The sequence below is a fragment of the Pedobacter hiemivivus genome, from assembly GCF_005144565.1.
GTDB classification, from domain to species: Bacteria; Bacteroidota; Bacteroidia; order Sphingobacteriales; family Sphingobacteriaceae; genus Pedobacter; species Pedobacter hiemivivus.
In genome coordinates this window covers 86,255-100,404 of sequence record NZ_SWDX01000015.1, presented here as the reverse complement: position 1 = coordinate 100,404, position 14,150 = coordinate 86,255, and the positions used below count along the sequence as shown (strand labels likewise).

General features: G+C 38.4%; 11 protein-coding genes and 1 pseudogene. 6 read left to right on the top strand and 6 right to left on the bottom strand.

Annotated features, from left to right (window positions below; genetic code table 11):
- Positions 1-232: pseudogene (locus FBD94_RS26180) on the top strand (hypothetical protein); the annotation flags it as partial.
- 136 nt (positions 233-368) lie between these two features.
- Here the strand turns inward: FBD94_RS26180 and FBD94_RS24660 are convergent.
- Positions 369-2,669 (bottom strand): TonB-dependent receptor, encoded by a 2,301-nt coding sequence (locus FBD94_RS24660; protein ID WP_136882189.1) that lies wholly within the window; start codon positions 2,667-2,669, stop codon positions 369-371.
- A 759-nt stretch (positions 2,670-3,428) separates the two neighbouring features.
- Here FBD94_RS24660 and FBD94_RS24655 point away from each other — a divergent pair.
- Positions 3,429-3,821 (top strand): response regulator transcription factor, encoded by a 393-nt coding sequence (locus tag FBD94_RS24655; RefSeq protein ID WP_131607950.1) that lies wholly within the window; start codon positions 3,429-3,431, stop codon positions 3,819-3,821.
- A gap of 42 nt (positions 3,822-3,863) precedes the next feature.
- Positions 3,864-4,334 carry a nuclear transport factor 2 family protein gene (locus tag FBD94_RS24650; protein ID WP_136882188.1) on the top strand — a complete coding sequence of 157 codons (471 nt, stop codon included), beginning with the start codon at positions 3,864-3,866 and terminating at the stop codon, positions 4,332-4,334.
- Here the strand turns inward: FBD94_RS24650 and hisS are convergent.
- From hisS to pdhA, 3 genes are all read right to left on the bottom strand, one after another.
- Entirely contained in the window at positions 4,331-5,719 is a 1,389-nt protein-coding gene (gene hisS / locus FBD94_RS24645) for a histidine--tRNA ligase (RefSeq protein WP_136882187.1), read from the bottom strand. The genes FBD94_RS24650 and hisS overlap by 4 nt on opposite strands.
- 86 nt (positions 5,720-5,805) lie before the next feature.
- Complete coding sequence (locus FBD94_RS24640) at positions 5,806-7,446, bottom strand: pyruvate dehydrogenase complex dihydrolipoamide acetyltransferase (protein ID WP_131607947.1); 1,641 nt, start codon at positions 7,444-7,446, stop codon at positions 5,806-5,808.
- A gap of 30 nt (positions 7,447-7,476) precedes the next feature.
- Positions 7,477-8,472, bottom strand: coding sequence for a pyruvate dehydrogenase (acetyl-transferring) E1 component subunit alpha (gene pdhA, locus FBD94_RS24635; RefSeq protein ID WP_131607946.1), 996 nt, complete (start codon positions 8,470-8,472; stop codon positions 7,477-7,479).
- Positions 8,473-8,868: 396 nt separating this feature from the next.
- Between pdhA and FBD94_RS24630 the strand changes: the two genes are divergently transcribed.
- Both FBD94_RS24630 and FBD94_RS24625 read left to right on the top strand, forming a co-directional pair.
- Complete coding sequence (locus FBD94_RS24630; protein ID WP_131607945.1) at positions 8,869-9,423, top strand: C40 family peptidase; 555 nt, start codon at positions 8,869-8,871, stop codon at positions 9,421-9,423.
- 13 nt (positions 9,424-9,436) lie between these two features.
- A complete protein-coding gene (locus FBD94_RS24625; protein ID WP_136882186.1) occupies positions 9,437-10,537 on the top strand; it encodes a CapA family protein in 1,101 nt (366 codons plus the stop codon).
- On the opposite strand, the gene FBD94_RS24620 is transcribed toward FBD94_RS24625, so the two are convergent.
- Positions 10,534-10,719, bottom strand: a complete 186-nt coding sequence (locus tag FBD94_RS24620; RefSeq protein WP_131607943.1) for a hypothetical protein — start codon at positions 10,717-10,719, stop codon at positions 10,534-10,536. The two genes, FBD94_RS24625 and FBD94_RS24620, sit on opposite strands and share 4 nt — an antisense overlap.
- A gap of 139 nt (positions 10,720-10,858) precedes the next feature.
- Here FBD94_RS24620 and FBD94_RS24615 point away from each other — a divergent pair, with 139 nt between their 5' ends.
- Positions 10,859-11,788, top strand: coding sequence for an SPFH domain-containing protein (locus FBD94_RS24615; protein WP_136882185.1), 930 nt, complete (start codon positions 10,859-10,861; stop codon positions 11,786-11,788).
- A gap of 70 nt (positions 11,789-11,858) precedes the next feature.
- On the opposite strand, the gene FBD94_RS24610 is transcribed toward FBD94_RS24615, so the two are convergent.
- A complete protein-coding gene (locus FBD94_RS24610; RefSeq protein ID WP_136882184.1) occupies positions 11,859-14,039 on the bottom strand; it encodes a carboxy terminal-processing peptidase in 2,181 nt (726 codons plus the stop codon).
- Positions 14,040-14,150: the final 111 nt, after the last annotated feature.

The window sequence follows — 14,150 nt, the reverse complement described above, 5'->3', positions numbered from 1 at the left end:
TGCAATTAAGATACAGATATGGTGTGCGTTTATATCTGATTTACTGGTCAAACTGATTCAAGTGCAGCTTAAAAGAAAATGGTCTTTCTCGAACCTTAGTTCAATTATAAGACTACATCTGATGAGTTACATTAATCTTTTCACTTTTTTAAACGACCCAGATAAGTTACCTGTAGCACTTAAAACTAATCAGCTTAGCTTTGGGGGCTTTGAAATCAATTTTAAAATATAAAAGCGGCCTAATGATTTATTAAGCCGCTTTTTTTGTGTTTTATCATTTTCTCCGGACAACAGTGAAAAAAATTCAGGATGACGATGCGCATTACAATAGCGCTTAATGATACAGCCTTACAAAGAGTTACCTCCGACTATAAAAAGGGAACACTAATCCCGAATGTAACATTACGACCCGGGTTATAAATACCTACTGGCTTGTACCTACTTAGGTGATTGTAATATTCCTTATTTAAAAGGTTTTGTCCGGTTACCCAAACATTCAGTTTGCCTTTACCCGTATTGAAGCTTGTACCAAAACCCGCATCCAATAGTGTGTAACCATTAGTCTGTGTTTCAAAACTATCAAAACGAGCTTGTTTAAATGTGTTTGTAACACCTACTTTAAAGTAAGTATCGGCTAATCCTTTTACATTTGGTTCAAAGCGTATTTCATTGCTGATACTGGCCGCTGGAATGAATGGCAAAGCCTCATCATTAGCCCTATTCACACCTTTCGTATAAGAGAAGGAGTTTTCAAAATGCAGGGATTTCACGATGTGAAAATCAACAGAAGCCTCGCCACCAAATAAATCGGCATTGGTTTGCACATAACGATAAACTGGTAAAGTTTCTACGCTCCCATCCTCATTATCGAAAGGCATGGTCTCATTGTTAAAGTTTCCGGGATAAATGTAATTAAAGATCCTATTAGCATACGCATTTAAACCAAAGGTTACCTGTTCGGCTGTATACTCCAATCCAAGGTCGAACTGCAGACTGGTTTCCTGCTTCAAATTGCTGTTACCAATCTCGTACCTAAAGGTTCCTTCATGTCGACCATTAGCACCAAGCTCGGCAATGTTTGGTGCTCTGAAGCCCGAACCAGCATTGCCTTTAAGCACCAGATTTTTTGCAACTTCGAAAGCGAAGCCCAATGAACCAGACACATTAGAGAACTCGTTGTTAAAGCCATTAAAAATCTGTTCTCCATTAAAGCTCAAATCTTTACCATTCATCTTTTTGTAATCGTAACGAACACCTGCATTGATCGCCCCTTTTGTGAAATTTCGTTTCAAATAAACAAAAGCACCGATGTTGTTGCTGTTATAATCGGGGATCAGAAACTCCTCACCACTATTCACGTTATTTTGATACATGCCTTGCACACCAACTGCGGGTTGCCACTCGCCAAGATTAGGGAAGTTGTACTTTACATCATAGGTATATGATTTGAGGTTTAAGTTTAAACCTGGCTCCTGCGCACTTTCTTCAAACTCTTTTCTAATATTACTCTGGAAAGCAAATACGGTTTTCAATTGTCCCTTTCCCAGGATAAAATTACTGTTCAAAGCGGCTCTATAATGTGTCAGGTTTTGGAATGGCAAACCGACTGCTCTTTCCTTCGCTTCCGATTGGGGGATCACATCCGCGTCTTCATTTACAAAGTTACCATCTGCATTCGGCCCATTTTCGACAAGTCCGATATTGGTATGAAACCGGGAGAAGCTAAGATGAGAATAGCCCCAACTTTTATTTAAGCCCAACATTCCATTGAAATCTAGCTCATTAAACCCAGAATTTGGCACAGTGGTATTTTTATACCCAAAACCGTATGCATTTTTATAAGATGCACGTCCGCGATAAACAAAGCCATCATCGTTTCCTTGCAGCATTAATGAAGAGGCGCTTAGTCCGTTATTTGTACTATAGGTAGAACTAAACGCACCATTGTATACACCTGGTGCAGGCACTAGATCATCGATCACATTAATTACACCACCCAATGCATCCGAACCATACAATAAACTTGCTGGTCCTTTTAAAATCTCAATCCTTGCTGCTGAGAACTGATCAACCTGGATACCGTGCTCATCACCCCATTGCTGCGCTTCTTCTCTTGCACCATCAACCATTGTTAGAACTCTGTTGTAGCCAAGGCCTCTTATGATTGGTTTAGAGATAGCTCCACCGGTGCTTACCTGAGAAACACCCGGGATTTTAGCAATTGCATCAATCAGGTTTGTACCTCCAGATTGCGCAAGTTTTGTTTTGCCAACTGTAACCACTGATAAACTATTGGTTTTATTGTTAGAACTAAAGGGTGTGCCAGTGATGACCACCTCTGCACTCTCGATAACTGAGGCCGATAAAGGAATCACTAAGTTATGTTGGCTGCCCAGATCAACTAGTACAGAATATGTTTTGTAGCCCACAAAACGAACTTCTAGCAAAAACTTCCCTTTTGCGGGTACATTTTTCAGAATAAACTCCCCTTGTTCGTTAGTGCTTGTAATGGCTTTTAGATCTGTAATGTAAATGGTTGCGCCTGGAAGCGGAGACTTCGTATCAGCGTCGATAACCTTACCTCTAAACTGGGCAACTTCGGTAGCGAAACTCAATACCGGAAAAAATAGATATAGTGCTATAAATAGTAAAAGATGTACTCTTTTCATCAGAATAAATTGTTTAAACGACGGCACCGGCATACAAGCACATGCTGATCCATCAAAATAATAATTAAAGGAAAACAGGTGTACTACCTGTAAATTGGCAATTAGGCTACAGGAGGACCCCGAAGTGCCAGGTCAATTAATTCTGTATAAGACCCACTTATGGTGTGGTAGGATTTGGATATAGGTTTCCAAATCAGGTAAACCTGAAATTGATGTTTAGTGGTAATGTAATTTTTTTCGAAATGAGCTTCACAGATTAAACAATGTTCCGCTTTATTGGTAACATGCAATTTATGGGTACATGTTTTTTCATGAACAGAGCACTTAGGTTCATCGTGATGGTGATTGTGAAAGGCACCAAAGGGAGTGAGTGCTATGGCAAATACCCATAACAACAAAACCGATAATATCCGATGGATATGTAAATGTCTTTTCCCCAATTCGAGTCAAAACTAATAAATTCTGTATAATTATATCCAATGATTTATAATCATTGCCAATCTATGACGAGAATTGTACAAATAAAAAAAGAGGAACAATCGCCACAATTGCTCCCCTTTTTTAACCTAAAACTAAAAACTATATATAAGACTATAATAATAGCAAAAGGTTTCATCGAAATACATATTTTTTATTATTTGTAATTAGTTTACTTAGGTCGGGTCACCCATCCATAAATATTATTGTTTAAAAAAAACAAATAATATATAAACAAATCGTCGTACTTAATATCTTTGTAATTATAAATCGCCTCCGACTTTGAAAAAAAAAGCTGTAACATTTAAAAATATCCTTGTCATTGAGGATAATAACGCCATTCTTGATGTGATCACTTTAATTCTGCAAAGTGAATCCTATAAGGTAACCGGATTAAGTAAAAGTGCAGATATGATGATGCACATTGATCTGAATAAGCCGGATCTTCTTATTCTTGATATCATGCTTCCTGACGGAGATGGAAGAAATTTGTTAAAACAGCTAAGAACAAATCAACCAACAGAGAAGTTACCTGTCCTGATGATCTCTGCAAAATATACCGCACAGAACATACAGCACGGAGAATACAAGCCAAATGGTTTTTTACCAAAACCGTTTGACATTGACGAACTACTGGATAGAATTGAGGGTATTCTTGCCGGAAAGACATACTAGCCCTGTGGGCCAAATTCGTAGATTAAACTAAAAGATCTTACTATGAACGACAACGAACAACTTATCCAACATTTTTATACTAGCTTTCAACGAAAAGACATACAAGCGATGCAAGACTGTTATGCAGCTGATGCGACGTTTAGCGATCCCGCATTTACGAATTTAAATGCTGCAGAAGTCAGATCGATGTGGGCCATGCTATTGAAGAGTGGCAAGGATATGCGCATTGAGTTCAAAAACATTAAAGGTAATGAAGATGGTGCAACTGCCGAATGGGATGCCTGGTATACTTTTTCTGCGACAGGCAATAAGGTTCATAATTCCATAAAAGCTTCTTTCCTGATTGAAAATGGAAAAATAGTCAAACATACAGACCACTTCAACTTCTACCGATGGGCAAGACAGTCCCTTGGCTTGACCGGCATATTACTGGGATGGACCAGCTTCCTCAGAAATAAGGTCAGTACTACTGCAAAGAAAAAACTGAAAAGCTTTATGGTTGGAAAAGCTTAATTAGCTTTTAACAATTCAATGATGGCTTCGGCAGATAGCTTTTGTTGCTGTCCACTTTGCATCTCTTTTAATGTGAGCAAGCCTGTTTGCATTTCATCACTTCCGATCAATATCACATATGGGATCTGCTTATCATCTGCATAGCTCATTTGCTTTTTAAGCTTCGCTGAGGCAGGATATAACTCTGCAGCGATATTTTCCGCACGCAAACGCTGTAAGATCGGCAGCGCGTATCTTTCGGCGTCATGATCGAAATTACTAATCAATACCTTTGTGCCAACAGCAGCAGATTCAGGAAAAAGGTTTAGTTCCTGTAATACGTCATAAATCCTATCAGCCCCAAAAGAGACACCAACTCCAGTTAAACCCTTTAAACCAAACATACCGGTTAAGTCATCGTATCTTCCGCCACCGCCGATGCTGCCCATGGCTACCTCATTGGTTTTAACTTCAAAAATACAGCCTGTGTAATAGTTTAATCCACGCGCTAGCGTGATATCAAGCTCCACATTAGGTTTTAAAGAAGAATCGGCTTTCAGCATTTCTTTTACATAATCAAATACCGATTCTATTTCCTTTATCCCGGTTAGGCCAGTTTCGGAAGTTGCCAGTACAGATTTTAAGCTCTCCATTTTCTGCTCATTTGAGCCTTCCAATAAGATAACAGGTTTTAATTTCTCAATATCATCTTCAGTAAAACCGCGTTCTATCAGTTCTTTGGTTACTCCATCCAGACCAATTTTATCTAGCTTATCTATAGCCACGGTCATATCAATAATCAGTTCTGGTTTGCCAATTACTTCAGCAATACCCGATAATATTTTACGATTATTGATTTTTATAGTAAAGTCTTTTAATCCCAGATTGCTCAACGCTTCCTGGTAGATCAGAATAAACTCTGCCTCATTTAATAAACTATCTGAGCCTACCACATCCACATCACATTGATAAAACTCTCTGTAACGTCCCTTTTGCGGTCTATCAGCACGCCATACTGGCTGCACCTGGAAACGTTTAAAGGGCAATGAAATGTCATTCTGATGCATCACAACGTAACGCGCAAAGGGCACGGTTAAATCATACCTTAAAGCCTTTTCACTAATGGATGAAATCATCGCATTTGAATTGGCTTGCGCCAATAAATCAGGTTTTACTTTAGAAAGGTAATCTCCGCTGTTTAATATCTTAAATATCAGTTTATCCCCCTCATCACCATACTTACCTGTTAAAGTCGAAAGATTCTCCATTGAAGGGGTTTGTATTTCGGCATAACCGTATTTCTTAAATACCTTTTTAACAGTATCAAAAATAAAATTACGTTTCACCATTTCCTGAGGAGAAAAATCTCTGGTTCCTTTTGCTAAAGAGGGTTTGATATTCGACATGAGCGCAAAAGTACAAAACTAACGGGCATAAAAAAAGGTTGTCTGCTTTTACGCAGACAACCTTTTGTATTTTTATGATTTGAAAGTTAAACCAATAATCTAATTGGCTCTTCTAATAATCCTTTAAGTGTTTGCAAGAAAGCAGCACCTGTAGCCCCATCAACCACACGGTGATCACAGCCTAAGCTCAGCTTCATCACGTTACCCGGTACAACTGCTCCGTTTTTAACGACAGGAATTTGTTGTATCGCACCTACAGATAGGATTGCTCCATCAGGAGAATTGATGATTGATGTAAATTCATCAATACCAAACATACCCAGGTTAGAAACTGTAAAAGTAGATCCTTCCCAATCCGATGGTTGTAATTTTTTAGCTTTTGCTTTCTGTCCGTATTCTTTAACCTCTGCAGAGATATGAGATAGTGATTTACCATCAGCAAAACGAACTACAGGAACCAATAAGCCATCTTCTACAGCCATTGCTACACCAATGTTTGTATGCTCATTGAAACGGATTTTATCACCTCTCCATGAAGAGTTAACTGCAGGATGTTGTTTTAACGCAACAGCAACAGCTTTAATGATAATATCGTTGAATGAAACTTTAACTGGAGCAACTGAATTAATAGCCGTACGTGCAGTCATTGCATTGTCCATATCAATACTAATATTTAAGTAGAAATGTGGAGCAGTAAACAAGCTTTCTGCTAAACGTTTAGCGATAACCTTACGCATTTGCGATACAGGCTTCTCAGTATATCTTTCTTCACCTACATATTGAGGAATAACTGGCGCTGCTTTCTCTGCAGCCGGAGCTGATGAAGATTCTGCTTTTGCAGCCGCTGGAGCAGACTTAAAGTTTTCGATATCTTTCTTAATGATACGCCCACCATCTGCGCTACCTGCAACCTGTGCAAGATCAATTCCTTTATCTTTTGCGATTCTTTTTGCTAATGGAGATGCCTTTACGCGATCTGTACTAGTCGATGAAACCGGAGCTTCTTCTGTTGCAGCAGCTTTCTCTGCTACCGGAGCATCAGATGTTTTATCAGCAACAGGTTTTGCAGGAGCATCACCTTGACTAAGAATTCCACTGATGTCAGTTCCAGCAGGGCCAACAATAGCAATAATGCCATTTACTTTCGCTGCCTGACCTTTTTCAACACCGATATGCAATAAAGTTCCTGCAGCATACCCCATCACTTCCATAGTAGCCTTATCGGTTTCTACATCAGCAAGGATATCATCGTCTTTAACTTTATCACCAACTTTTTTATGCCATTCAGCAATTACGCCTTCAGTCATAGTATCGCTTAGCAAAGGCATTCTTACGACAGTAACACCCATTTTCTCCAAATCAGCTTCGCTTAAACCAGTCGCCGCAGCAGAAGTACTTTCTTCTTTCGCTGCTTCAGCAGGTTTAGTCTCTGCAGCTGGAGCAGCACTAACGGCGCTTTCAGCATCAAGGGCAGCTTTATAATCTTCGCCTTCTTTACCTATAACCGCAATAACAGCATCAACTGGAACAGCTTTACCTTCTTCTACACCTATGTATAAAATGGTACCATCCCAATATGATTCTAAATCCATGGTCGCCTTATCGGTTTCCACTTCGGCCATTACATCACCGCTTTTAACTTTATCGCCAACTTTTTTATGCCATTTAGCCATTACACCTTCAGTCATGGTGTCGCTCATTTTGGGCATTCTAACTATTTCAGCCATTCTATAATATCTATTGAAATGCGTTCTTAATTAATCTTTTACGTAAGGATAATCCTGTTGTACATAAACATCCTTAAATAACTCTGATGCATCAGGGAAAGGAGATTCTTCTGCAAATTTCACAGCATCATCCACAATCTGTTTTATCTTACCTTCAACTTCTTCAATCCAAGCCTGATCAGCATATTTCTCTTTCAAAACAACTTCTCTTACAGTCTCAATTGGATCTTTAGCTTTATATTCTTCTAATTCGTCTTTAGTACGATATTTAGCTGGATCAGACATCGAGTGTCCACGGTATCTGTATGTTCTCATTTCCAGGAAGGTTGGACCTTCACCGGCTCTTGCACGCTGAATAGCTTCATCCATTGCATTATGAACTGCAACAGGATCCATACCGTCAACCGGAGCACATGGCATATCAAAACCTAAACCTATTTTATAAATGTCAGTCATGTTTGTGGTACGCTCAACAGAAGTTCCCATTGCGTAAAAATTGTTCTCACAAACAAATACTACAGGAAGTTTCCAAAGCATAGCCATATTGAATGCTTCGTTTAAAGCACCTTGACGAACAGCACCATCACCCATGTAACAAATATTTACATTGTTCGTGCCTTTATATTTTTCAGCAAATGCAATACCTGCTCCCAATGGAATCTGTCCACCTACAATTCCGTGCCCACCATAGAAATGAAATTCTTTACTGAACATGTGCATTGAACCACCTTTTCCTTTTGAACAACCAGTAGCTTTACCATACATTTCTGCCATAATGCTATCTGCACTTACACCCAAAGCCAGCGCATGAGCATGATCACGGTAAGTAGTAATCATGGAATCTCCTTTCTGCATAGCAGAAATTGCTCCGGCTACTACCGCTTCCTGACCGATATATAAATGACAAAATCCACGGATTTTTTGTTGTCCGTAAAGTTGACCGGTTTTCTCTTCGAACTTGCGCATCAGCAACATCGACTCAAACCACTTCAGATAGGTATCTTTATTTATTTCTACTGCACTCATTTTTGGGGTGTTGATTTTTTTACGAGAGCAAATCTACTTTTTTATTGCAATAAATCGAAGCAATTGATGTAAAATGCCTATAATGGTTACATAAATTATGTTGGCCAGCAATCCTTCTAACAAGGTCAATATTAACACATATACCCAAGATAACAAATTAAAAGCAAACAGATCATTCAGAACGCAATCATAAGTTGCACTTAAAACCCGACTGGCAGAAACTTATATGGTGGAAAAAATTTAGACCCTTTCGTTAAAATGTTGATAACTTTCAATATAAAATTGCCCGAATTTGGATAACATTTGTAAAATGTATATGTTTGCCATCCAAACAATAAGCCCGTAGTGGTGTACGTTTAAGTGTAAGTGATTAATACCCAAACTTAACAGTATAACATGATAAAAAAGTTTTTGTTGTCCTCCCTAATTTGTTTATGCAGTCTTACGGCTATCAACGCACAAACGAAAACAAAAGAAACAAATAAATTAGCTGATCCAGACAATTTAGCTTCACAATATTTTTCACAGGTTATGGGTGTTGCAGTTGATGCAACTTCAAACGTAAAACTATACAAATTCATTTACGAATGGATTGGTACTCCTTACAGATTTGGAGGAAATACACAAAAAGGAATCGATTGCTCGGCTTTCACCAAAGCAATTTATGATAAAGTTTTCAACACTACCATCTTAAGAAACTCGCGTGATATTTTTAGCATGGTTGACCCATTACCTAAGGATGAACTGAAAGAAGGAGATCTGGTATTCTTCAAAATAAAAAGCCGCAGTATTACACATATCGGAATTTACCTTGGAGACAATCGCTTTGCTCATGCTTCTTCAAGTCGTGGTGTAGTAATTAGCAATTTAAACGAACCTTATTATTCAAGATATTTTTACAAAGGTGGCCGTATATTAGACGGCGTGAAGGAAGATCTTATTCAAGAATAGATCATCTTTAAAGATGAAGTTTTCTACCATAGGCTTTTTCTCCACCGCTATCCTACTTGCCGCCTCAAGCTGCCAAAGCAATACCGCTAGTGTTCCTAAACATTTACCTGCCCAGGACACCGTTAAGGTTGTAAAAAAAGACACGATATCCATCACCGCTGTTGGCGACATCATGATCGGCTCTGCTTATCCAAGTAAATCCAATCTGCCCCCTGATGATGGCGTAAATAGTTTTAAAGCCGTAGCCGATTATTTAAAAGGCGATATCATTTTTGGCAACTTAGAAGGCTGCTTCTTAAATAATGGAAAATCTACAAAATGTAAAGACACCATTGGCAATAGCTGTTTTGCGTTCAGAATGCCTGAGCGTTATGCAGGTATCATCAAAAATGCCGGTTTTAACTTACTCAGTGTAGCCAACAATCACGTAGGAGATTTTGGCTTAAAAGGGAGAACAAGAACAGCTGCCATTTTAGATTCCCTAAACATCAATTACGCAGGCCTGCTATCTCATCCTTTCAGTGTTTTTGAAAAAGATAGTGTTAAGTATGCTCTCTGTGCCTTTGCTCCAAATGAAAACACCGTATCGATAAATAAGGTTGATAGTGCGATACAACTGGTTAAGCGCTTAAAAGCTGAAGCTGACATTGTTATTGTTTCCTTTCATGGTGGCGCAGAAGGTGCTAAATTCGAACATGTAACCAAGAAAACGGAAATATTTTACAACGAGAACCGTGGCAATGTATACGCATTTGCTCATGCTGTAATTGATGCGGGTGCCGATGTGGTTTTAGGCCACGGCCCTCATGTTACAAGAGCGATGGAAGTATACAAGAATAAATTCATCGCTTATAGCCTGGGCAATTTTTGCACCTACGGTATGTTCAGTCTCAAAGGTCCGAATGGAATTGCTCCCTTACTACAACTCAAAATAAACAGCAAAGGAGATTTCCTATTTGCTGATATTATTTCTGTAAAACAGGACAAGATCAATCGTCTGACAGTAGATACTCAGGACGGGGCGTTCAAAAAGATTAAATCCCTAACTGATACGGACTTCCCCGGACACCGTTTAGATTTTTCTTCGGCAGGACGAATCCAACGGAGAAACTAGGACTCGTCCTTTGTATTTTTAACCAAGCCGATACCTGACACAAAAAATATCAATCCAATAATGCCAGCAACAATCAGTTCCCGGCTTTGTATGCTATGATTTACAAAGCCGTATCCGGCGTAAATAAGTCCTATTACACCTAATATAGTTAGTACAGTGCCAAAAATACGTTTAACATTCATAATGATTATGATTTAGTATAACTGTATTACAATATCCATGCCTCTATGGAAATTCAACAATGTGATTATTAAATCTTCAAATGAGACAAGAATTTTAGTACCTTGATATCATTATATTAGTAACCTATAAAACCCCATTATGTATACAACGTATATCATTCTTTTTGTGCTGATAGTCATTTTAATCAGTTCATTTGTTACCGTTAAACAAGGTACAATTGCTGTAGTTACAATTTTTGGAAAGTACAGACGGCTTTTAAGCCCAGGACTGAGTCTAAAAATCCCTTTAATAGAAACCATCCACTCCCGAATCTCGATACAGAACAGATCGGTAGAGTTATCTTTTCAGGCAGTTACACAGGATCAGGCAAATGTATATTTCAAAGCCATGCTTCTTTATTCAGTAATCAATCATGATGAAGAGACCATTAAAAATGTAGCTTTTAAGTTCGTAGATTCAACTAACTTAATGCAGGCATTGATTCGTACCATCGAAGGGTCGATCAGGGCTTACGTGGCCACACAAAAGCAAGCCAACGTACTTGCACAGCGTAATGAGATTGTAGACCATGTTAAGCATCAGATTGACCAGGTATTGGAGAGTTGGGGTTATCATTTGCAGGATTTGCAACTAAACGACATTACATTTGATGAAGAGATCATGCGCTCGATGAGTCGCGTTGTAGCCTCTAACAACTTAAAAGCAGCTGCAGAAAACGAAGGTCAGGCTTTATTAATTACTAAAACCAAAGGTGCAGAAGCCGATGGTAATGCAATTAAAATTGCTGCCGCTGCTGAGCGTGAGGCTGCACAGCTTCGTGGACAGGGAATTGCCTTATTTAGGGCTGAGGTTGCCCATGGTATGACTAAAGCGGCTCTGGAAATGGAAGAAGCTAACCTGGATATCTCGGTAATCCTTTTCACCATGTGGACAGAATCTATCAAACAGTTTGCAGAAAACAGCGAAGGCAATGTGATCTTCCTTGATGGTTCAACTGAAGGGATGAATCGTACCATGAAAGAAATGATGGCTATGCAAATTCAAAAAACTACAGAGAGCAAAAAATAAATACTTGCTTGTATAAAAAAGGGGTTTTATCACGTGATAAAACCCCTTTTTTATATCGTTAACTTAATCTTTATTTAAACTCTCCTGTAGTTTTAACAAATTGTTTTCCTTTAGGATTTGCCAGCTGCATAAAGTCCGCCATAATCTTTAAGCTCTCATTCTGAATAAAATCAAAATTATCTTCTTTCTTTATCTTGTCTCCTTTTTTAACAGGCGCCAAACCTCTTGATGCTCTTAAAGAGTTCAGCCTAGCCAAGTTTTTAGCTTCAAGACTGTCTCTTTCTACTTTCAATTTAGCTTCATTTAAAGGCACCGAAACTTCACTTTCGCGTTTTTTAGATTCAGCAATATCTTGTACCATAATTTTATAATCAGGCGATTTGTCCATGCGTTGTTCATGTAGCTTAACAAGCTCCGATTTAAATGGCGTCAGATCAGCCACCGGAGCAAAATCAGACTTTTTAACTTCATCCCAAGGCAAAGCTGAAGGCTCTGTATCCTCTCCTATTTTATCCATTGGATATAATGATGGGAATTGAATATCAGGCAATACACCTTTATGTTGTGTACTGCTACCCGTTACACGGTAAAACTTAGCCATTGTAAGGTTAATCTGTCCGAGCTTAACATCTTCTTTACCTGTTTTTATAATTGTTCCGTTTTTATTTACCAAAGCCGCTAGCTTCTGTAAAATAGACGGATTAACCAATTTATTCATATCGATTGAAGATTGCACGGTTCCTTTACCATAAGTTTGTGTCCCCATGATGATCCCTCTTCCATAATCCTGAATGGCACCGGCAAAGATCTCAGATGCAGAAGCACTCAATCTATCTACCATAACGCCCAGTGGGCCATCCCATACTACACCTGGATTGGTATCCTCACTTACTTCTACCTCGTTTTTAAGGTCCTTAACCTGTACAACAGGTCCCTTATTGATAAACAAACCGGTAAGATCAATGGCTTCAACCAAAGAACCGCCACCATTTGCTCTTAAATCCATTACAATTGCATCAACTTTATCTAGCCTTTTTAAGGTATCAATCAATAGCCTTACATCACGTGTTGTGCTTTTATAATTAGGATCACCGGCATTTGCCGCTTTAAAATCAGCATAAAAAGCAGGAACAGTAATGATTCCTATTTTGTATGGTTTGCCGTCCGATTGGATTGTCTGTACTTTCTTCTTAGCAGACTGATCTTCCATTACGATTTTCTCTCTCACCAATTCTATAATAACTGGTTTAGAAGACATCTCTTTTCCTACAGGGATGATTTTTAGACGAACCTTTGTACCCTTAGGCCCTTTTATTTTAGCAACTGAATTTTCAATTCTCCAGCCAATGATATCTTCGAATTCACCATCACCTTGCGCTACACCGATAATCCTGTCGCCAGCACTTAATAGCTTGCTTTTAAATGCAGGTCCGCCTGGAACCACTTCCGAAATCTTCAATATTTCGTTTTCCAGTTGTAATCTAGCCCCGATACCTTCAAAAGACCTAGCCATATCTTCATTAAACTGCTGTGCATTAGCCGGATTGAAATAGTTTGTATGCGGATCAATAGTTTCAGTAAATGCATCCATGATGGTTTGAAACACATCTTGATTATTTAGCTTTGAAGCTTGTGACTTCAATGCCCGATAACGCTTTGTAAGTGTTTCTTGATTCTTAGCCTCAGCAGTTCCGGCAATCTTTAAATTAACCAGTTCGTATTTAATCCTTTTTCTCCAGATATCATCCAACTCAGCTTTTGATTTTGCCCAAGGCATTTTTTCACGATCAAACACATAAGTTTCATTCGCATTAAAATTCTGTTTCGCTTTAATTTCAGTGAAGGCAAAATTGATAAACTCGTTATATCGTTTTAAATAAACATTGAATATATAAAACGGCGCATTCAAATCTCCGTTACGGAAATTGTCATCCAGTGAATTTCTAAATTTTTCAAACTCTTTAATATCCGATGCCTGGAAGTAATATTTATATGGATCCAGCTCCTTAATATATTTATCCAATACCAATGAAGAGATTGAATCGTTAACTTTTATCTTCTTGTAATTGTAATTTTCAATCAGCGCGACTATCTCCTTACAAACCAAAGCCTGCTTCTCATCGGGCATAATATTGCTCACTCCCTGAACCAATTGTTGAGGTTGCGGGGCAGCGTGACATGCAAGAACTGCGGCAGTAAAGGTTACCAGTAATATCTTTTTCAACATCTCTTTTACGATTTTAAAATCCATTTTTGTATTTAGTACTAATATGATACCAATTTTAGAAAAAAAAAGAAAAGAGACAGTATTATTACTGTCTCTTTTCTGTAAACATACTAAAAGTAGTCAAATTACTATAAT

Excerpts from the sequence above, each read along its gene's own strand:
- FBD94_RS24615 (WP_136882185.1), top strand. The coding sequence starts at position 10,859 with ATGTATACAACGTATATCATTCTTTTTGTGCTGATAGTCATTTTAATC.
- FBD94_RS24625 (WP_136882186.1), top strand. The coding sequence starts at position 9,437 with ATGAAGTTTTCTACCATAGGCTTTTTCTCCACCGCTATCCTACTTGCC.
- FBD94_RS24630 (WP_131607945.1), top strand. The coding sequence starts at position 8,869 with ATGATAAAAAAGTTTTTGTTGTCCTCCCTAATTTGTTTATGCAGTCTT.
- pdhA (WP_131607946.1), bottom strand. The coding sequence starts at position 8,472 with ATGAGTGCAGTAGAAATAAATAAAGATACCTATCTGAAGTGGTTTGAG.
- FBD94_RS24660 (WP_136882189.1), bottom strand. The coding sequence starts at position 2,669 with ATGAAAAGAGTACATCTTTTACTATTTATAGCACTATATCTATTTTTT.
- FBD94_RS24650 (WP_136882188.1), top strand. The coding sequence starts at position 3,864 with ATGAACGACAACGAACAACTTATCCAACATTTTTATACTAGCTTTCAA.
- FBD94_RS24640 (WP_131607947.1), bottom strand. The coding sequence starts at position 7,446 with ATGGCTGAAATAGTTAGAATGCCCAAAATGAGCGACACCATGACTGAA.
- FBD94_RS24610 (WP_136882184.1), bottom strand. The coding sequence starts at position 14,039 with ATGGATTTTAAAATCGTAAAAGAGATGTTGAAAAAGATATTACTGGTA.
- hisS (WP_136882187.1), bottom strand. The coding sequence starts at position 5,719 with ATGTCGAATATCAAACCCTCTTTAGCAAAAGGAACCAGAGATTTTTCT.
- FBD94_RS24620 (WP_131607943.1), bottom strand. The coding sequence starts at position 10,719 with ATGAATGTTAAACGTATTTTTGGCACTGTACTAACTATATTAGGTGTA.